At 35.6% G+C, this 19306-nt stretch carries 20 protein-coding genes, 1 tRNA gene and 1 pseudogene; 5 read left to right on the plus strand and 17 right to left on the minus strand.

Going from position 1 to position 19306, the window contains the following annotated elements:
* Nucleotides 1-6 precede the first annotated feature (6 nt).
* The 10 genes from KDE13_RS04605 to KDE13_RS04645 form a co-directional block, all read right to left on the minus strand.
* Nucleotides 7-2196 carry a RelA/SpoT family protein gene (locus tag KDE13_RS04605; RefSeq protein WP_212141328.1) on the minus strand — a complete coding sequence of 730 codons (2190 nt, stop codon included), beginning with the start codon at nt 2194-2196 and terminating at the stop codon, nt 7-9.
* The gene (locus tag KDE13_RS04610; RefSeq protein WP_212140834.1) at nt 2183-2398 is read right to left on the minus strand and encodes a DNA-directed RNA polymerase subunit omega; all 216 of its coding nucleotides are present in this window, start codon (nt 2396-2398) and stop codon (nt 2183-2185) included. The genes KDE13_RS04605 and KDE13_RS04610 overlap by 14 nt, the downstream gene beginning before the upstream one ends.
* A gap of 15 nt (nt 2399-2413) precedes the next feature.
* Nucleotides 2414-3130 (minus strand): UMP kinase, encoded by a 717-nt coding sequence (pyrH, locus tag KDE13_RS04615; protein ID WP_212142972.1) that lies wholly within the window; start codon nt 3128-3130, stop codon nt 2414-2416.
* 63 nt (nt 3131-3193) lie between these two features.
* Nucleotides 3194-4417 carry a murein hydrolase activator EnvC family protein gene (locus KDE13_RS04620; RefSeq protein ID WP_212141327.1) on the minus strand — a complete coding sequence of 408 codons (1224 nt, stop codon included), beginning with the start codon at nt 4415-4417 and terminating at the stop codon, nt 3194-3196.
* Nucleotides 4414-5229: an FtsX-like permease family protein gene (locus tag KDE13_RS04625; RefSeq protein WP_212140837.1), complete on the minus strand. Its 816-nt coding sequence runs from the start codon at nt 5227-5229 to the stop codon at nt 4414-4416. The genes KDE13_RS04620 and KDE13_RS04625 overlap by 4 nt, the downstream gene beginning before the upstream one ends.
* The gene (locus tag KDE13_RS04630) at nt 5216-5887 is read right to left on the minus strand and encodes a cell division ATP-binding protein FtsE (RefSeq protein WP_212140838.1); all 672 of its coding nucleotides are present in this window, start codon (nt 5885-5887) and stop codon (nt 5216-5218) included. The genes KDE13_RS04625 and KDE13_RS04630 overlap by 14 nt, the downstream gene beginning before the upstream one ends.
* Complete coding sequence (trmB, locus tag KDE13_RS04635; protein WP_212142973.1) at nt 5871-7064, minus strand: tRNA (guanosine(46)-N7)-methyltransferase TrmB; 1194 nt, start codon at nt 7062-7064, stop codon at nt 5871-5873. The genes KDE13_RS04630 and trmB overlap by 17 nt, the downstream gene beginning before the upstream one ends.
* The gene (locus tag KDE13_RS09750; RefSeq protein WP_338083713.1) at nt 7064-7639 is read right to left on the minus strand and encodes a fibronectin type III domain-containing protein; all 576 of its coding nucleotides are present in this window, start codon (nt 7637-7639) and stop codon (nt 7064-7066) included. The genes trmB and KDE13_RS09750 overlap by 1 nt, the downstream gene beginning before the upstream one ends.
* A complete protein-coding gene (locus KDE13_RS09755) occupies nt 7614-8288 on the minus strand; it encodes a fibronectin type III domain-containing protein (protein ID WP_338083714.1) in 675 nt (224 codons plus the stop codon). The genes KDE13_RS09750 and KDE13_RS09755 overlap by 26 nt, the downstream gene beginning before the upstream one ends.
* A complete protein-coding gene (locus tag KDE13_RS04645) occupies nt 8221-9192 on the minus strand; it encodes an RluA family pseudouridine synthase (RefSeq protein WP_212142974.1) in 972 nt (323 codons plus the stop codon). The genes KDE13_RS09755 and KDE13_RS04645 overlap by 68 nt, the downstream gene beginning before the upstream one ends.
* Before the next feature lie 45 nt (nt 9193-9237).
* On the opposite strand from KDE13_RS04645, the gene KDE13_RS04650 reads away from it, so the two are divergent.
* Complete coding sequence (locus tag KDE13_RS04650) at nt 9238-10344, plus strand: FtsW/RodA/SpoVE family cell cycle protein (protein ID WP_212142975.1); 1107 nt, start codon at nt 9238-9240, stop codon at nt 10342-10344.
* 191 nt (nt 10345-10535) lie between these two features.
* Here the strand turns inward: KDE13_RS04650 and KDE13_RS09760 are convergent.
* The 7 genes and pseudogenes from KDE13_RS09760 to aspS form a co-directional block, all read right to left on the minus strand.
* Nucleotides 10536-10678: pseudogene (locus KDE13_RS09760) on the minus strand (PhnA domain-containing protein); the annotation flags it as partial.
* A gap of 82 nt (nt 10679-10760) precedes the next feature.
* Nucleotides 10761-10837 (minus strand) — tRNA-Ile (locus KDE13_RS04660).
* A 93-nt stretch (nt 10838-10930) separates the two neighbouring features.
* Complete coding sequence (locus KDE13_RS04665; RefSeq protein ID WP_212140842.1) at nt 10931-11158, minus strand: hypothetical protein; 228 nt, start codon at nt 11156-11158, stop codon at nt 10931-10933.
* A 39-nt stretch (nt 11159-11197) separates the two neighbouring features.
* Entirely contained in the window at nt 11198-11716 is a 519-nt protein-coding gene (ppa, locus tag KDE13_RS04670; RefSeq protein WP_212142976.1) for an inorganic diphosphatase, read from the minus strand.
* 91 nt (nt 11717-11807) lie between these two features.
* Nucleotides 11808-12146 carry a NirD/YgiW/YdeI family stress tolerance protein gene (locus tag KDE13_RS04675; RefSeq protein ID WP_212141323.1) on the minus strand — a complete coding sequence of 113 codons (339 nt, stop codon included), beginning with the start codon at nt 12144-12146 and terminating at the stop codon, nt 11808-11810.
* 102 nt (nt 12147-12248) lie between these two features.
* Entirely contained in the window at nt 12249-12818 is a 570-nt protein-coding gene (locus tag KDE13_RS04680; RefSeq protein ID WP_212140985.1) for an adenylate kinase, read from the minus strand.
* Between the two features lie 45 nt (nt 12819-12863).
* Entirely contained in the window at nt 12864-14621 is a 1758-nt protein-coding gene (gene aspS / locus KDE13_RS04685) for an aspartate--tRNA ligase (RefSeq protein WP_212142977.1), read from the minus strand.
* Between the two features lie 139 nt (nt 14622-14760).
* Here aspS and KDE13_RS04690 point away from each other — a divergent pair, with 139 nt between their 5' ends.
* The 4 genes from KDE13_RS04690 (at nt 14761) to KDE13_RS04705 (ending at nt 19284) form a co-directional block, all read left to right on the plus strand.
* Entirely contained in the window at nt 14761-15633 is an 873-nt protein-coding gene (locus KDE13_RS04690; RefSeq protein WP_212142978.1) for an NAD(+) kinase, read from the plus strand.
* Nucleotides 15626-17155, plus strand: a complete 1530-nt coding sequence (locus tag KDE13_RS04695) for an AAA family ATPase (protein ID WP_212142979.1) — start codon at nt 15626-15628, stop codon at nt 17153-17155. Before KDE13_RS04690 ends, KDE13_RS04695 begins: the two co-directional genes overlap by 8 nt.
* 78 nt (nt 17156-17233) lie before the next feature.
* Nucleotides 17234-18487 (plus strand): GGDEF domain-containing response regulator, encoded by a 1254-nt coding sequence (locus KDE13_RS04700; protein ID WP_212142980.1) that lies wholly within the window; start codon nt 17234-17236, stop codon nt 18485-18487.
* Nucleotides 18487-19284, plus strand: a complete 798-nt coding sequence (locus KDE13_RS04705; protein WP_212141318.1) for a TatD family hydrolase — start codon at nt 18487-18489, stop codon at nt 19282-19284. Before KDE13_RS04700 ends, KDE13_RS04705 begins: the two co-directional genes overlap by 1 nt.
* The last annotated feature ends 22 nt before the right edge of the window (nt 19285-19306 follow it).

Here is a 19306-nt window from a genome sequence, read left to right on the forward strand (position 1 = left end):
TAAAATTTAATTATGATACGCATCGTTTTGAGATATAAACTCAATTATCTTATATCTATCCTTAAGTCTTTCTTTTACATCGTTTGGATTTATATTTTCGCCTATTTCAACGCTTAATGTAAATAGGTTGCTCGAAACGTCGCTATTTTCATTTATTGTGATTGTGGCTAAATTTACATCAAGTCGTGCAAGATAAGTCAAAAATTCAGCCAAAGAACCTTTGCGATTTTCTAAATTTAATAAAATTTTATATCTATGCGGTGCGTTTCGTGTCCACTTAACAAATATTGCTTCTTTGTTTGTCTCAAGTAGTTTTGCTGCTCGTTCACATAGTTTGTGATGCACTGTTACATTTTGCATATTTCTAAAACCAACGATACTGTCGCCACGTTTTGGATTACAACAGTAATCAAACTCAACATTGTTTATTTTGTGGTTTGAGTAGATTACTATATTTTCAAATTTTTGTTTTTTTACGGTATATTTATTGCCAATCGAGATTATAAATGGTCGCTCTTTTTGTATATGTTTTTTAAGCGAATTTACGACATCTTGCAAGTATATTGAGTCAGTCGCAGCTTTTGAAATCTTTTTGCTTAGATTTTCTTTCTCTAGCCAGCTTAAAACTCGTTGATTTGGCACATCAAAGATATTTTGTAGTATATTTATAGCGATTTTATTATTTAGATCTTTTATCTTTTGTTTGCAAAATGATCTTATCGTGGCTCGTGCCTTGCCAGTTCGGACGCTATTTATCCATGAGCATCTAAATTTAGCCTCATCGTCTGTTACGATACGCACGATATCACCGTTTTTCAGCTCGGTTAAAAGTGGCATTTTAACGCGGTTTATATAAGCTTCTTTTGCATACAGTCCGATCTCTGTATGCACCTCATAAGCATAATCAAGTGCAGTCGCACCGCGTGGCAGAGTAAATATCGCTCCTTTTGGCGAATAAACCGCTATATCTTCGATATATAGGCTATCTTTTGCGTATTCATAAAGCTCTTCTGGATTATTTTCACTTTCATCATTTTGCATATTTAAGTCATTTAGCCAGTCTAGTTTTGGATTAAGCATACTGCCTTCGCCACCTTTATATTTCCAATGTGCAGCGACGCCATATTCAGCGATCTTATGCATATCGTATGTTCGTACCTGCACCTCAAATATACTTTTGTTATCAAATATAGTCGTGTGAATAGTTTGGTAGCCATTTTGTTTTGGAAGTGCGATATAGTCCTTAAAACGCGAGATTAAGGGGTTAAAGTTTATATGTAAATTTCCAAGTGCAAGATAACACTCAAGTGGTTCTTTGACGATGATACGGATCGCAAGCAGGTCAAGAACCTCTTCTATCGATATGCCTTTACGTTGCATTTTAAGGTATATTGAATAGTAGTGCTTCATACGTTTTTGTATCTCAAAACTACCTTCGATAAAACCATTTTTAAGCAAAATCTCGCTTACTTTTTCGTGAAAAGAATTTAGCTTGAGTGCTAGTTGTTGCTTGTGCTCGTCAATATAGTTGTAAATTTTTTCGTATTCATCTGGCAATACATATTTAAAGCTTAGGTCTTCAAGTAAATTTTTTATCGATGAGATGCCTAGTCTATGTGCGATAGGTGCATAAACTACAAGCGTCTCTTCTGCTATTCTTTTTTGTTTATCTGGCGTTAGAGCGTCAAGAGTTAACATATTATGCAATCTATCGCAAAGCTTTACGACTAATACTCTGACATCTTCTATCGATACAAGTAACATACGTCTAAATGTCAGAGCCGAAGTAGATAGACGTTCATTGCTATCAGAACTTGCAAGTTTGTCTTCACGTATGGCTACTATTTTTGTTAGTCCTTCAACTAGTTTTGCGATCTCATCACCAAATTCTAGTTTGATCTCTTCAAGTGTTACTGCTGTATCTTCAACTACATCATGTAGTAAAGCAGCTACTATCATACTTTCATCACCACCCATATAAGCTACTATACACGCTACTAAAATTGGGTGGATCGCATAGGGCTCGCCACTTTTGCGGTATTGATCAGCATGTGAACTGATACAGGTATTAATGGCTTTTTGTAGTATTTCTGTTCTATCGTAAAATGAAAATAGAAGTTGCGTAGCGTCAAAGACGCTCTTACAAACTGCTATTTCATCGATGAGTTGCTCGATAAATATACTATTTTTCTTCAACAATAGCCTCGAACCCTATCTTGCCTTCTGCAACTTCTAAAAGTGCTATATCGGCAAATTTCATCTTGCTCGTATCTATATCTAGTAGCACGTTGGCACCATTAGAGAGTGCTTCTGCACGTTTTGCTACGATTAAAGATAGTTTATATCTATCACCATCTGTTTGTTTAAGTGCTTTTGCTGTTATCTGTTCTGTTCTCATCTTTATCCTTTAAATTTATTTTACAATTGAGCAAAGTGCGTCTGCATCGTTGTTTATTATCTTAGATAGATTACCTTGTTTAAACATATTGCATACTAGTATTGGAAGTGAATTATCCTTAGCTAGTGCTATAGCAGTATCATCCATAACTTTTATGTTGTCTTTCATAGCAGTATCGTAGTTTAGGGTTTTTAGTAGTTTTGCATCATTAAATTTATTTGGATCTTTGTCATATACACCATCTACTTTTGTCGCTTTTATAATCATATCTGAGCTTATCTCTATAGCTCGTAGTGTCGCTGCTGTATCGGTTGTGAAGAATGGGTTGCCAGTCCCAGCAGCAAATATTACAACACGCCCTTTTTCAAGATGTCTAATGGCACGCCCTACGATAAATGTTTCACAGATTGCCTCCATCTTTATAGCACTTTGCACGCGTACATCAAGCCCACTTCTCTCTAATGCCTCACGCATTGCGATCGAGTTTATAACAGTAGCAAGCATTCCCATATGATCCCCACTTGTTCGTTTTATGATGCCATCTTTTGCAGCACTCACGCCACGTATAATATTACCTCCACCGATGACGATACCGACTTCGACATCGTTTTGCACGAGTTCTTTTATCTCGCCTGCTATAAATTTAAGTATATTGCTGTCTATGCCAAAGCCACTCTCGCCAGCCAACGCTTCACCCGAAAATTTAACTAATATACGCTTTTTTTTGCTCATTACTTTGCTCCTTAAAATTCGCTCATTTTAGCTAAAAAGCCTTTAAATTTAGCTAATAAGTTTTTATTTAATGAGTTCAAGAGGGTTTATATGATAATTTTTTTGTGTTACTTCAAACGTTAAATCATTACGCACACGGCCAATCACGTAGCCTTTTTGCACGATTGAGCCGACTTTTATTGTGGGTGCTATCTGACTTAGGTGGGCGTATATCGTATGTATGCCATTTTCATTTTCTATGATTATTACATTATCAAGTACTGGGGTTTGCTTAGCAAAGACGACTTTGCCGTTTAGTACACTTTTAACCTTTGCATCGGGTGTCGTTGAGGTAAGCACAACTGACTCGTTAAAAATTTTTATATTATATATCGGATCTGTGTAGTTTCCAAATTTTTGTTTCACGGTATAACTATCCAGCGGTGCGATAGTTTTTACACCTGTGTAACGTTTAACAGAGCTTGTTTGATAGCTTGAACCCATCTGTTTTACACTTGTATCGCTATCTTTTTGAGCCTTTTTACCTTTGCTTTGTGAGGCGAGTTTTTCACGTTCACGTCTTGCAGCTTCATCTTCTTGTTTTTGCACGATTGCGAGTTCTTCAAGAGTTTTTCGTATCTCATCTTGTTGACTTTGAAGTTTGCTAAGTTTTTTACTATAAATTTCTTTATCGCGTTTTAGGGTATTTATTGTATTTTTTTGACTTTTTTCAAGTTCTAATAGATCATTTTGTTTTCGTCTAAAATCTTTTAAATTTGTCTCTATCTGATTGATTTTATCTGATTGATTTTTGATTTGGCTTATTGTATTTTCGTAATCAATCGTGATCTTTTTGAAATCCTCTCTCATTATGCTATTTAGTTTATTTAAAATTTGCGAAACCATTATGCTATCTTCACTTGTTTTGTTTTCGTCAGTATCTAAAAGTAGCTCAAAAGAGAGATCTTCGGCTATTATGCGTATGATATTTTGTTCAAGCTTTTTTTGCGTTTGCATAAGCTCCTTGTTCTGTGTAGTAAGCTTTTCTAGCTCATCTGTTGCACTATTTGCACTGTTTTCTAAGTGTGAAATTTGCTCCTTTAGTTCAAATATATCTTTGGCTATGGTTTTTAATTTGTTGTTTCCATTTACTATATCGGAGGCTAGATCATCAAGTTTTTTGTTTAATTGCTCACTCATTGCTTGAGTAGATCTAAGGGAATTTTTAGAGCTTTTTATCTTCTCTTTTGTAGTTGTGGCATTTAGACTAAGAGTCAGTAAGATAACTAAAAATAAGTTAAATTTCATATCTGACTTTTTCTGGCTTTTCTCATCACAAGACTTACGACAAATATACTTAGTATAAATGCTATACCAAGTAGTGTGCCACCCTCTCTTATGATGTCTATTTTAGGGGTTATCATATCGACTTGTGCCAAAGAATCGCTAAAAAATTTGATACTAGGTAAAAAATAAAAAAAGCCGACAACAACGAGCGTAGAGATAAAGCTATCTACGATAGCACTTTTATAGAGTAAAGCACTTTTAAGCCAAAATGGGGCACCAAATAAGCTCATAATCTCAATGCGTTCTTTATGCTGGTATAGCCAAATTCTAGCTTGTTTTAACATAAGCATTGTGCCGATGAGGGCTAAGATCCACATAAACATATAAGAGAGCATTTTGCAAAGCTGCAAAATTTTAAAGACCTTGTCGTGTGCTTTTGAAAATGTTTCGACTTTGCTTACCCCATCAAGCTTTTGAAGCTTTGCTTTTATCTCGTTCATAAATTTAGTGCTAGGAAATACATTTAGTTTTAGTGAGTAAAATTTAGGCAGTGCATTTTGTAGGATCGATAAATTTTTAGCAGATATGTCGTTGCTTAGGCGATCTAAGATTTTTTGTGCACTTAGTGGCTTAATTGCTGCAAAAGTGCTAACGAGCGGTTTTATGTCAGCGTCAGTTAGCTCTTTATTTGAGACGATGACAATATTGTAGTCATTGCTCATTAAATTTTCATAGCTTTTTACGATTTTATCGCTCATAAGACTAAAAGCGATTGCAAAAAGTAGTGCGATTAGCGGAAAAATAAATCCTAAATGGTTTTTAAGCGATCTCATTTACGCCTCCATTTTCTATCACAAAATGACGATATGGCATACGCAAAGATGATGGCACGTGATGTGTTACTACCACTACGCTTGTGCCTAAAAATTCACGTGCAGACTTTAGTAGCGACCATATGACGTCGCTTGAGTATTCGTCAAGATTGCCAGTTGGCTCATCGCAAAGTAGCAAATTTGGATTATGTGCTAAAGCCCTTGCCATAGCGACACGTTGCTGTTCGCCACCGCTTAACTCCATAGGATATTTATCCGCTTTGTGAAGCATATTGACGTGTTTTAGTAGTTTTGCAACCTGTTTTTTGCAGACACTTTGATTTATCCCTTTTATTATAAGTGGTAGCATTACGTTGCGTTCGACATTCCATTCGTTTATCAGGCGATAATTTTGAAATATTATACCTACACGCTGACGCAGTTCGCTCAATCTTTTTTCATCTATATTAACAAGCGAGGACATACAGACGTTTAACTCCCCAGCTAGTGGCTCAATCTCGCCGTAAAATGACTTTAGTAACGTTGATTTACCACTACCGCTTTTACCAGTTATAAAGACAAAATCATTTATAAAAATGTCTAAATTTGCGTTATTTATTACGATCTCGTTGCGTTCGTAAGCTAGAGTCAAGTTACGTGCACTAATAATTTGCTGCATATGCCAAATACTCCTTAAGTTTTTCATGTGCTTTTAAATTTTCCCGTGTCAAAATAGGGCGTTTTATAAAATATTCCGTGCTATCTGGACTGATTTTTATAAAACATTGCTCAGGCTTATTAAATGCACCAAATGAAATTTTAAGCAAGGCATTTGTCTCATCGATAGTGAAAATTTCTTCAAAATGTAAGAAATAATCGCTCTGCTTTATCGTCTCATTTTTAAAATTTGATATGATTTTTGATACATAGTAGGACTTATCAAAGTCTAAATTTCCATTTAAACTTAACTCATCAGAGGTAATGTTACAAGTGTAAAGCATATCATAAATATCTTTATTTTCACGTTTCCAGCGATCTTCGTATTTACTGCTTACTGCTAAGTCGCGGTTTTTAAAAAGTTTGATCTTTGGCATAGTTAAATTTAAAAAATGGTGCAATCCAAAGTCACAATACTCACGCACATCAGTGCGTAGCTCAAATGTCCCACCAACTTTTAAAACACGTTCACACTCTAATGCAAACGCCTCACTTATGACGCGTCTGTATTCTGCTTTCTCCCACGGTACTGGAAAATGAAGGAAAATTTTATCTACAGAATTTGATGCGATAAGCGATAAAAGTAGCCTTGCATCTGTGTTTATAACGCGGATATTTTCTAAATTTTTAGCATGTGCGAGTTTGGCGACTTGTTCGATGCTTGGTTTGTATACTTCTATACCGATAAATAGGGCATCTGGATGATTTTGTGCTTGAAAAAGAAGGTGTCTACCTGAGCCAAATCCAATCTCAATAAAAATTTTGCTATATTTCTCACGCAAATTAGTAATTTGACTTAAAAACTCTTTTATATCTACGATTGTATTGATCTTTTGTGTGAGTTGTTTATTTTTAACAGCAAAGGCTTGTGAGACCACATCGGTGGTATTTTCATCGCGATATACACATAGTGCTTGTTGCAAGAGCCCAATACGATCAGGCTTTGTTAGCTTTTCGCCTTTTATGACAAAATTTTTTCCATCACCTGTTTTTTTAACTACAATGAAAAATTTCTCATCACCATTTTGTGTATATATCAGACGTTCGCTCTTGCTTTGTGCTTCCCATAAAAATTGCACACCATCGTGCCCAAATGGATAGACTTTATCTTTTAAATTTTTAGCTATGAAATTTGGCATTATTGCACTGAAATTTTTACTTGTACTTGCACTTGATTTGACTTGTTTGAGGCTAGGCCATACTCATCAACTGCTACAACGTAGTAGGTATAGTTTGTATCCATCTGCACGTTGCGATCTGTATAGTTTGTAGCTTGTATATCGTTTATCACACGCTCAGTCGAGCCACCTTCTCTATAAAGCGTATAGCCTTTTGCATTTTCTACGATATTCCATCTTAAATTTACAGCGTTTCCGTCAAAATGAGCTGAGACAAATACAGGTGCGACAGGAGCTTCAAGCGTTTTGCCAAGTACTGCTTCGTCTTGCTTTAAGCTCTCAAGCCCATCTTTATCGACGACTGTTACTTTGTAAAGATATTCCACTCCATTTGCAGTCAGTAAGTCCTCGTATGAGTTGCTAGATGTTTTGACTAGGTATGTATAAGGCAAAAATCTACTCTTGCTTCTATATATATTATAGTGGCTAAAATCATTGCTAATGCTACTATCCCAAGTTAGTATTATCTTTTTTGGGGCATTTGTTGTTGCTTGTAAATTTATAACGCTTTTAGGGTAACTCCTTTGTAGTTGCACTTAATACCTGGCTTGGTTTAGATAGTACACCTGAGCTAGTTTTGACTAAAATTCGGTATTCGTATGAGTAGCCATTTTTGACATCAGTATCGATATATTCGGCATTTAATCGACCTTTGATCTCTGCTATGTTGCTCCACTTATTTTTTCCAGCATCGCTTCTTTGTATAACATAACTATTTACGCGTGTATCTGGGTGCGGACGCCATAAGAGCTTTACGCGAGTTGGTAAATTTGTAATCGCTTGTGCAAATGGCACAGATTCAAGTAGTGGTCTAGTTGTAGCCTGTATGTTTGAGCCTGGTTGGGAGATGGCATTATTTGAGTAGCTTCTCATTTGGTATGAGTATGTTGTCTCTGGTGCGAGATTTGTATCTACATAGTGTGTTGCGAAGCGATCTTTGATATCGGCTACGATTTGCATTTTGGAGTTTATCTCATTTGGATTAGAGCGATATAGATAGTAGCCTAGCACATTTTCATCGTTTGTCGGACTCCACTCAAATGCTATTTCGGTCATATCTGATATGGTTTTTAAATTTGTTATCGTTGGCAGTGTAATGCTTTGCTGAGTTGGGACTTTAGATCCGCAACCAGTCGCTAGTATCGCTAAAGCTAGAAGTGATAAATTTTGGATCAATTTTTTCATCAAGTATCTCCTTGGATATTTTTTTATATATTATTTGGTTAAAATCATCCCACGTAGGTGCTATAAATTCCATAGGTTCATTTGTCCTTGGATGGATAAAGTAAAGCATATAGGCGTGGAGCATAACTCGCTTTATTTTATCATTTTCGCTCTTAAATCCGTATAAATTATCGCCTAAAATGTGGCGGTTTATGCTTGCTAAATGCACTCTTATTTGATGTGTGCGTCCAGTAAAGAGCTTTGCTGCGATCAAATTTAAATTATCTTGGCTTATTAAATTTACAAACGCACTTTTTGCATCTTTGCCGTTAGCTACGATAGCTTTTTTGAGACGATTTGATGGATTTCGTCCGATCGGGCGGTCTATTATGCAGTTTTGTTTAAGCGGTAAGTCGCTTAATGCTAGATAAATCCGCCCCATACTTTTATCGCTTAGCTGAGAGCTAAGATGTGCGTGTGTGGCATTGTTTTTAGCGACGACGATTGCTCCGCTAGTGCCTTTATCAAGCCGATGAACTATACCTGCACGAACTTCGCCATTTAAATTTGATAACATAAAGCCTTTTTGATTTAGCCACTCAACAAGAGTTGCCTCTTTGACACTTGGGGCTTGATGCACAACTACAAGTGGTGGCTTGTTTAGCACTAGCAAATCGTCATCTTCATAGATTATTGGTATATCAAATTTTACTTCATATAGATTTTTTTGCTCCTTTTTATCAGCAAATTCTACATTTACCATATCATTTAAATTTATAGCAAATGATGGCTTTGATATGATTTTACCATTTACGCTTACTAAATTTGATTTTATTAAATTTGTCGCTTGATTACGCGAAATTTGGAGCTTTAATGAGAGTGCGACATCAAGTCTTGATGGCAAAAGTTGAGTAAAATTTATCAAATTTGTCCTTTGTTTATGTTATAATCCAATCAAAAAGGCCTACACTTGATTAGATTAGATCGCCGTATTTTATCACATTTTGACTTTTTACAGTTTTTTTTGATTATTCCGATTATTGTATTTTCATATATTTTGGTATCTGAAGCTAATGAAACATTAGCAAATAAACAGCTTGTTTATTTTGGTATAGGGTTTTTATCGTTTTTTATACTTTTTTTGACACCGATTCGTAGACTTGAGTGGATTATACCATTATTTTATTGGATAAATATCGTGCTTTTAATAAGCGTTGATATATTTGGCGTTAGTAAACTTGGTGCTCAAAGGTGGCTAGAAATTCCATTTGTTCATTTTACACTTCAGCCGTCTGAGATAATGAAGCCAGCCTTTTTGCTAATGCTTGGTTATCTGATAAAACGTCGTCCTCCTGATGTCGATGGATATGGATTAAAGGATTTTTTACGCCTTAGCTTTTATATACTTTTACCATTTGTTTTGATACTAAAAGAGCCTGATCTAGGCACTGCACTCATACTTTTGCTAGTTGGATATGCGGTGCTTTTTGTCATCGGTGTTAATAAAAAAATTTGGTTTACGATATTTGTTAGTGTGGCGTGTTTGGCTCCTATAATGTATGAAAATTTGCACGATTATCAAAAAAAGCGTATTCATGATTTTATCGCAGAAGAGCCTAGTTATCACGTAAAGCAGAGCATTATTGCTATCGGCAGTGGTGGTCTTAGCGGTAAGCCAAAGGATGAGGCAACACAGACGCATTTTAAATTTTTACCAATTGCGACGAGTGATTTTATATTTGCTTATAATATAGAGCGTTTCGGCTTTTATGGTGCTTTGGGATTGCTTAGCCTTTATGGTGCTTTGATATTTCATCTTTTAAGTCTTAACTATGGATTAAAGGGCGATCATTTCACGCAGGTTATCACTACTGGGATTGCGGTGCTGATATTTATCTATGTTGGCGTAAATGTCTCTATGACTATAGGGTATGCTCCTGTCGTAGGGGTTCCATTGCCATTTTTTAGCTATGGCGGTAGTAGTTTTGTTACATTTATAGTGCTTTTTGGGATACTACAAAATTTGCTAACTTTTAGGTTTGATCCTATGTATCGCTCGGTCAAGATAAAGCTTTAATTCTAAATTTATGGAAAATTGAATATTTATGCAAAAGTAGTTCGCTATAAGAGAATAGTAACTTTATGCTATGTTTAGTGCAAAGTGATATGAAATTTTATTATGTTTGGTCTTAAAATTTAATATGTAAAATTTTAGAATACTTTAAATTTGTTTTTGGTTTATGTGGATATTTTAGCCATAAAATTTGATTATACCTTTTTCAAAAACTCGGTTTTTAGCACGATAACGCCCATTTCGTATATCTTGCACTCTACTTTATTATCTTTATTATCTCTTTGTTTGCAAGCTTCATATTTTTAGTCATCTCTCCACGTTTTAGCGTTGCACTAGCGTCTTACTTTATTCCTGCATTTAGTTCTGTTTGTGTATTTTGATACAATATTTCTTTAAATTTTGGGAGTTTTTAAGAAATGTGGTGGGTTCACCAGGACTCGAACCTGGGACCATCCGGTTATGAGCCGGATGCTCTAACCAACTGAGCTATGAACCCATCAAGTTAAAATGAAATGTGATTATACAAGATTTTAGCTTATTTAAATATAAAATTTTCACTAATTTTACTTAGTAAAAGGTAAAAATTTGATTATTTATTTAAATTTGTTAAGTTCTGTTCCGATTTTTTGCTATCTTTTGGCATAAAAGTGTTACTTTTTTTGTTATTAAAATTGTTTGAAAATCCACCATAGTTTTGGCTATTTCTGCCATGCATATCTATAAGCCCATCATTTTTGCCACCAACTTTATAATTATTAGCCGATGAAGCACCAAATGCCATAACACACATAAATGAAATTATTATAAATTTATTCAAATTTTAGCCTTAAAAGCCCTAAAATAGGGCTTTATTTTATCATTTATAGTTTTTGATAGCTTTTTCTAAAATTTCTTCCGCCACTTTAGCATCTTTAAATTCTTTGACTTTTACCCATTTATTTGGCTCAAGTATTTTGTAAGTTTCAAAGAAATTTTTGATCTTATTTAGTGTTGCAGTAGGCAAGTCTGTATATGAGTTTATACTTTCATATCTTGGGTCTATCTTGTTAATTGGCACTGCTAGGAGTTTTTCGTCCATTCCTGCTTCATCTTCCATTACTAAAACACCTATTAAACGGCACTTGATAACGCTACCAGCTTGGAGTGGGTATTCGTTTAACACGAGTATGTCCGCTGGGTCGCCATCATCGGCTAAGGTATTTGGCACAAAGCCATAGTTTGCAGGGTAAAACATAGCAGAATATAACACCCTATCAACCATTACAGCACCACTATCTTTGTCTATCTCGTATTTGATATTTGAGCCGTAAGGTATCTCTATGACGGCGTTGATTTTATCAGGGTTTGAACCTACCTTTATTTTTGAAATATCCATTTGTTATCCTTATAATAAATTTGCATTATTATACAGATAAAAGGCTTATTTTGTGTTAAAAGGTTAGCTAAATTTGGCTAACCTTGCAGAGTTATTTTAAGATTTTTAGTGAATTTACATCTATTGTTGTTTTAGTAAAGTCCTTATCTACCTCTCCGATTATCTGTATCGATGTGTTTTCATCTACTTTTATATCACCCCATTTTTTATCATCTATCTCAATTTCTATCGTATCACCATTTTTATCTACAAATTCATAATGCTCTGCACGAAGCTGTGATTTTATCTTGCCTTCTAGTATAACTGGCGCTTCATCTTTTAAATTTAAAGCCTCTTTGATGCTCACAAGTGTTGCACTGCCCTTACCCACAAAGCCACCTGTTGCAAAAAGTGAGGTCACAACTAATGCTGATAATGCTAATTTTTTCATACATCTCCTTGTTTTTAAATTTATTCAATGTTTATTATATTAAAGATATCATAAATGTATGGCAAATAGGTCGTAAGCCACTCTTACGACCTATTTTGGGAGTTATAATAAATTTTCTATTACGTTTTTTACATCAGCTACTATTGACTCTATATCTCGTTCACCATTTATAACGTGAAGCAGATCTTTTTCTTTATAAAATTTACGTATTGCCTCTATCGGTTCTAGATAGACCTTCATACGGTTATTAAATACTTCGTTGTTATCATCAGCTCCCCTAGCACGACCCAGCACACGCTCACGTGCGACGTTCTCACTCACATCTACCTCTATAACGCCACGCAAAGAGATCTCATTATGCGTTACTAAAACCTTGTCAAGCTCAAGCATCTGCTCTACACTTCGTGGGTATCCATCTATGATGATATTTTCTTTGTTTGAGCCCTTTATGGCCGAGATTATCGTATTTACGACTACTTCAAGTGGGACAAGGTTGCCTTTTGAGATGAAGCTATTTATGAGTTTGCCTAGCTCTGAACCACTTGCCACCTCTTCACGCAATAGATCTCCTGTTGAGAAGTGTGCGTATTTGCTATCTTGCTGTGCGATTAGACTCGCATCTGTAGTTTTTCCACTACCTGGTGCACCGATTATTAAAAATAGTTTTTTCATATTTTGTCCTTTAAATTTAAAGCCACTATGTGATGACGACATATCTTAAGCCTTATACTCTTTTTCTTTTATCCTAAGTCCAAGCTCACGTAGTTGTTCGTCGCTCGGTCTACTCGGTGCTTTTGTGAGAAGACACTGAGCACGTTGTGTTTTAGGAAATGCTATGACATCGCGTATGCTTGTTGATTTTGTTGCTAACATTATAAGTCTATCAAGGCCTATAGCGATACCACCGTGTGGTGGTGCTCCAAAGCTAAGTGCATCAAGCAAGAAACCAAATTTCTCCCTTTGCTCAGCCTCGTCAATGCCAAGTAGCTTAAAGACCTTTTGCTGAATGTCATTTTTGTGAATTCTCACGCTACCGCCACCAAGCTCAAAGCCATTTAATACAACATCATGAGCGATTGAAAGGATATCTTCTAAGTCTGGTTCGTCTATATTTTTAGGCATAGTAAATGGATGGTGCATCGCAGAGTAGCTGCCATCATCATTTTGTTCAAACATAGGAAAATCTAGCACCCATAAAAACTCCATCTTATCCTTATCTATGATACCCATTTGTTCAGCTAAGAAAATTCTAAATCTACCCATATAATCAAGAACTATTTTTTTCTTTCCAGCACCGAAAAATACGACATCACCGACTTTTAGTTCACAACGAGCGATTATATCATCAAGGTCACTTTGAGCGAAAAATTTACAAAGTGGACCCTTTAACCCATCCTCTTTCATCTGAAAATATCCAAGCCCTTGTGCACCAAAACTTTTGACAAACTCTTCAAATCTATTCATTTCGCGTTTACTAAAGATATTATCGCCATTTGGCACTTTGAGTGCTTTTATGCGGTTTTTCTTTGGCTCGGCAGCGATTTTGCTAAAAATTTCATTGCTTGAGTGAGCAAAAATATCAATAACATCTATCATTTTTAGATCATATCTGAGATCTGGCTTATCGCTACCGTAGGTTTCAGTCGCATCTTTGTAGCTCATACGACGAAACGGAGTTTTTATCTCGTATCCACAAGCGGCAAATACATCTTTTAGCATATTTTCAGCCATATTTAGGATATCTTCTTGCTCTACAAAGCTCATTTCAACATCAATTTGCGTAAATTCAGGCTGTCTGTCCGCACGTAAATCCTCATCTCGAAAGCACTTTGCTATCTGAAAATACTTATCAAATCCAGAACACATCAAAAGCTGCTTAAAAAGTTGCGGGCTTTGTGGTAATGCATAAAATTGTCCATTATAAACACGGCTTGGCACTAAATAATCCCTTGCACCCTCAGGTGTAGCACGTGTTAAAATCGGTGTTTCAAACTCTAAAAACCCCATCTTATCAAGTGAGTTTCTAGCTGCTATGGCAGCCTTTGAACGCATTTTAAAGATATTTTGCAAACGATCACTGCGTAGGTCTAAAAAGCGGTATTTTAGCCTAATGTCTTCATTTACGGCACTATCACCTATGCTAAATGGTAGAACTTCACTTGGATTTTCCACTACAAACTCGCTTACAACGATCTCTATCTCACCTGTTTTTAATCTAGGATTTACAAGTCCTTCACCCCTAGCCCTTACTTTGCCTTTTACTATTAAAACATACTCATCACGCACCTTTGAGGCTACTTCATGTGCTTCTTTGCTATCAGCTGGATCGCAAACTAGCTGGATAAGCCCTGTGCGATCCCTAAGGTCAATGAATATAACGCCACCGTGGTCTCGGTAAGTATTTACCCAACCGCAAAGCGTTACCTCTTTGCCGATGTCGCTACTGTCAAGCTCAGTACAATAATGACTTCGCATTCAAACTCCTTATAAAATCATTTAAAAATAGCCAATTTTACTAAAAATTTGCTTTTTATTTGCTAAGATTAGCCAAAAATTTATCACTATTGTTATAAAAATTTAAAAATCACATTAAATTTTTGGTAAAATCCATACTATGAAAAATTTAGATGTAAAAAGTATAAAAAATATTGGACTTGTTGCAAAGCTCACGCCTGAACTGCCTAAAAATATAAAAATTTTAAAAGAGATTTTGGCTAAATTTAGTATAAATTTAGTGCTAGAACATAGCATTTGCAAGGCTTTAAGCTTAAATGAGAGCGGATACACAGAGATAGAACTGGCTAAAAAGTGCGAACTACTTATATCGCTTGGCGGAGATGGCACAATCATCTCGCTTTGTCGCAAAACTGCGGAGATTTCGCCATTTGTACTAGGTATCCACGCAGGACGGCTTGGATTTTTGACAGATACGACGATGTGTGAATGCGAGAGGTTTTTTGCAGAATTTTTTGAAGGTAGATTTAGTATAGAAACGCCGTTTATGCTAGATGTCGCACTTCATAAAAAAAATGGCGAAATAGTGCGAAAAGTAGCCTTTAATGATGCTGTTATAGTGGGTGAAAAAGTCTGTGCGGTTACACATATTGAAGCATGTTTAAATGGCAAACACTTTAACTCATATTTTGGCGATGGGATAATGGCAACGACGCCAGTTGGTTCAACTGCTTATAATATGAGTGCAAATGGACCAATTGTTTATCCACTAAGCCCAGTTTTTATCGTAACGCCGATAAATTCGCATTCACTAACTCAGCGTCCTGTCGTGTTGCCTGGGTATTTTGAGGTAGCGTTTAAGACAGTGAGTGCGGCGGTACTTGTTATTGACGGACAAGATCGCTTTAAGATGTCAAACTTAGATCTCGTAAGCGTTAGGTTAAGCGAGAAAACTGCACGGTTAGTGCGACATTTGGGGCGTGATTATTTTCAAATTCTAAAAGAGAAACTACACTGGGGTTACAATGATTGAACGAATTTTAGTTAAAAATTATTTAAATTTTGAAAATGTTGAGCTAAATTTTAAACAAGGATTGAGTGTATTTACAGGTGTGAGTGGTGCCGGTAAGTCGGTACTGATGAGTGCGATAATGGGCGTATTTGGACTAAAGGATGTTGACGCGAGAGTGATTGAAGCGGATGTGGAGCATAAATTTCAGATGAGTGAGTTTGGCATAGAAAATGAAGATATTAATACTTTTAAGCTTTTGCGTGATAAGTCGGCTCGGTATTTTATAAACTCACAGTCCGTTTCAAAGAAAAATTTAGCACAAATTGCAAGAGAACATATTAAATATCTCTCTGCAAAAGAGATAAATGAGTTTGAAAATGAGCGATTTTTGTATCTTTTAGATGAACTTGAGAGCAAGAAAGATGGTAAATTTAAAAGTTTGCTCACTGAGTTTGGGGACAAATTTAGAGAATTTTCGGTCGTATCACGTGAGCTAAATAGATTAATAGATGATGAAAAAAGAGTTGAAGAGCTAAAAGAATTTGCTAGTTTTGAGATCTCAAAGATAGAGAGCATAAGCCCAAAAGTAGGGGAGTTTGAGGAGTTAATGGATGTGAAAAAACGCCTTAGTAAAAAAGATAAGATAAACGAGGCGTGGGCTAGGGCAGATGTGGTATTTAACACCGAACGTGCAGTATTAGACGCACTTCATATAAGCGATATAGATGCGAGTTTTTTTGAAGAGGCGATGAATGAGTTACGCGTACTGAGAGATGGGTTGAGTTTGGAGGATTTAGATGAGATAGATGTGGAAAAAGTGCTTGATAGGATAGAGGCACTTAACTCACTTGTGCATAGATATGGCAGTATAGAAGAGACTTTGGTAGTGCTTAAAAAGCGTCAAGATGAGCTAAATAGATATGAAAATATCAGTTTTGAAAAGAGCGAGCTAGAAAATAAATTTAACAGACTAAAAGCTGAGGTATCAAGTCTTGCAGACAAGCTCTCGGCTGCAAGAGTGAAAAATTTAAAAGAGCTTGAAAACCTTATAAACTCGTATCTAAAAGAGCTTTATATGGATGATATTAACCTTGAAATAGGCATTAAAAATATGGATTCCCTTGGTGTTGATGAGGTAAGTTTAAAGCTAAATGAAACTAATCTTAAAAATTTAAGCTCAGGTGAGCTAAACCGTCTTCGCCTTGCGTTTATAGCCACTGAGACGCAGATAACAAACTCTGGAAGTGGTGTGATAATCCTTGATGAAATAGACGCAAATTTAAGCGGTAAAGAGGCAATGAGTATTGCAAATGTTTTACTAAAACTAGCTAAATTTTATCAAATTTTTGCTATCTCCCATCAACCACAACTTAGCTCAAAAGCAGACACACACTTTTTAGTGGAAAAAAGCGGTGAAATATCGAGTGTTAGGGAGCTACGAGATGATGAAAGGGTTGAGGAACTGGCTCGTATGATAAGTGGTGAGTATGTTAGCAATGAAGCGGTTGAGTTTGCAAAAGGACTTATGAAAGATGGCTTGTAAACAAAATTTATTTTCACCCAAGAAAAAAATGGTAAAATCAGCAATCTTAAAATTTTTATAATTTGGATATTTAAGGTAATGGAAAAAAATAGAATTTTAATCGTTGAAGACAATAAGGCTTTAGCAAAACTAATTGCTAAAAAGATGGAAGAAAATATAGAGATGTTTATAGATGTGGCACACTCTTTTGCTGAAGCACAGAAATTTTTAGAAAATAGCGGTTATTATTTTATAACATTGCTTGATTTAAATTTGCCAGACGCACCAAATGGCGAGATTGTTGATTATGTTATATCAAAAGAACTTCCTTGTATAGTCTTGACAGGGAGTATCGACGATGACACAAAGAAGAATTTTATACATAAAGATATTGTAGATTATATTTATAAAGGCAATATGGATGATATAAATTATATATTTCAGATTATAAATCGCCTTAGTAAAAATAGCCAATATAAAGTTATGGTTGTTGAAGATTCCATCTCTGTTAGGAATAATATAAAAAAGACGCTTCAGGGATTACAATTTCAGGTATTTGCGGCGGCTCACGGCGAAGAGGCGATGAATTATTTTAATGACAATCCAGATATAAATTTGATAATAACAGATTATCGGATGCCGGTTAAAGATGGGCTTGAACTGCTTAGAGAACTTAGACGTGAGCATAATAAAACTCAACTCGGAATAATCGCAATGACTCCGATAGACGACGAAGGAACAGCAGCGATGTTTCTTAAGAATGGAGCAAATGATTTTATCGCAAAACCATTTGGTAAAGAGGAACTAACATGTCGTGTGAATAACATTGTTGAGGCGATAGAAAATATAAATCAAATAGCAAATTTCGCCAACTGCGATTTTCTAACCGGCGTTTCAAATAGACGATATTTTTATGAAGATATGGGCGTTTATCTAAAATCAATCGAAGATACACAAGAAAATTATGCTTTGGCGATGATTGACGTTGACTTTTTCAAAAAGATCAATGATACTCGTGGACACGAGTGTGGCGATAAAGTTATTAAATTTTTAGCTAAAAAGATGATAGACGAGACAAAAAATAGCGATATTGTTGCAAGATTTGGCGGAGAAGAGTTTTGTATAGTGCTTAAAGATATTGTTCGTGAAGATGCTATTAAATTTTTTGTAAATTTAAGGGCAAAGATCGCTGCAAGTAGCCTAGAATATAAGGGTGAAAGCATTAAATTTACCGTATCTATAGGTGTTGCTTTTGGGTTACACGATCATAGTATAGATGAGATTATTGAGATGGCGGATGAGGCACTTTATAGAGCTAAAGAGGGCGGTCGTAACCGCGTGGAGATCGTTTAGTGATCATAGATACGCATTGTCATTTAGATGATAAAAGTTATGATGATGACATTTTGCAAGTTATCGCTAGGGCTCGTGAAAATGGCGTTTTAGGCGTAGTTATACCCGGAGCCGATATCTCTTATTTACCAAAAGCTGTTAAAATATCGCACTTAAATAAAAATGTATATTTTGCAGTTGGCGTTCATCCATATGACAAAGACGGCTTTGATGAGAGCATTTTGCGTGAATTTGCGAAAGACGACAAATGTGTTGCAGTGGGTGAATGTGGGCTTGATTATTTTCGTTTACCAAAAGATGAAAGTGAAAAATTTATCGAAAAACAGGAGCAAAAACGTGTTTTTATAGCTCAACTTGATTTATCTGTTGAGTTACAAAAACCCGTTATATTGCATATACGCGATGCTAACGAGGATAGTTTTAGTATCTTAAAAGATTACGCACCACATCTTAAAGCTGGGGCGGTTTTGCATTGTTATAACGCATCACCATTGCTTTTAGAATTAGCTAATCTTGGTAATTTTTATTTTGGTATAGGCGGAGTTTTGACTTTTAAAAATGCTAAAAATTTAGTTGAAATTTTACCAAAAATACCAAGAGATAAGATACTAATAGAGACTGACGCACCATATCTTACGCCAGAACCATTCCGTGGCAAGAGAAATGAACCGTCATTTACAAAATTTGTTGCTAAAAAGATAGCTGAAATTTTAAGTCTTTCGCTTGATGAGATTGAAGATCTTACTTCAAGTAATGCCAAGAGACTATTTAAATGCTTTGTGGATCTGTCTGCGTGAGCATAAGTTTGTCTATTTTGAC

This window comes from Campylobacter anatolicus, assembly GCF_018145655.1.
Lineage (GTDB): Bacteria > Campylobacterota > Campylobacteria > Campylobacterales > Campylobacteraceae > Campylobacter_A > Campylobacter_A anatolicus.

What these genes read in the sequence shown, in the direction of transcription:
- KDE13_RS04610 (WP_212140834.1), bottom strand. Translation starts at nt 2,398, where the DNA reads ATGAGAACAGAACAGATAACAGCAAAAGCACTTAAACAAACAGATGGT.
- pyrH (WP_212142972.1), bottom strand. Translation starts at nt 3,130, where the DNA reads ATGAGCAAAAAAAAGCGTATATTAGTTAAATTTTCGGGTGAAGCGTTG.
- KDE13_RS04620 (WP_212141327.1), bottom strand. Translation starts at nt 4,417, where the DNA reads ATGAAATTTAACTTATTTTTAGTTATCTTACTGACTCTTAGTCTAAAT.
- KDE13_RS04625 (WP_212140837.1), bottom strand. Translation starts at nt 5,229, where the DNA reads ATGAGATCGCTTAAAAACCATTTAGGATTTATTTTTCCGCTAATCGCA.
- KDE13_RS04630 (WP_212140838.1), bottom strand. Translation starts at nt 5,887, where the DNA reads ATGCAGCAAATTATTAGTGCACGTAACTTGACTCTAGCTTACGAACGC.
- trmB (WP_212142973.1), bottom strand. Translation starts at nt 7,064, where the DNA reads ATGCCAAATTTCATAGCTAAAAATTTAAAAGATAAAGTCTATCCATTT.
- KDE13_RS09755 (WP_338083714.1), bottom strand. Translation starts at nt 8,288, where the DNA reads ATGAAAAAATTGATCCAAAATTTATCACTTCTAGCTTTAGCGATACTA.
- ppa (WP_212142976.1), bottom strand. Translation starts at nt 11,716, where the DNA reads ATGGATATTTCAAAAATAAAGGTAGGTTCAAACCCTGATAAAATCAAC.
- KDE13_RS04675 (WP_212141323.1), bottom strand. Translation starts at nt 12,146, where the DNA reads ATGAAAAAATTAGCATTATCAGCATTAGTTGTGACCTCACTTTTTGCA.
- KDE13_RS04680 (WP_212140985.1), bottom strand. Translation starts at nt 12,818, where the DNA reads ATGAAAAAACTATTTTTAATAATCGGTGCACCAGGTAGTGGAAAAACT.
- aspS (WP_212142977.1), bottom strand. Translation starts at nt 14,621, where the DNA reads ATGCGAAGTCATTATTGTACTGAGCTTGACAGTAGCGACATCGGCAAA.
- KDE13_RS04690 (WP_212142978.1), top strand. Translation starts at nt 14,761, where the DNA reads ATGAAAAATTTAGATGTAAAAAGTATAAAAAATATTGGACTTGTTGCA.
- KDE13_RS04695 (WP_212142979.1), top strand. Translation starts at nt 15,626, where the DNA reads ATGATTGAACGAATTTTAGTTAAAAATTATTTAAATTTTGAAAATGTT.
- KDE13_RS04700 (WP_212142980.1), top strand. Translation starts at nt 17,234, where the DNA reads ATGGAAAAAAATAGAATTTTAATCGTTGAAGACAATAAGGCTTTAGCA.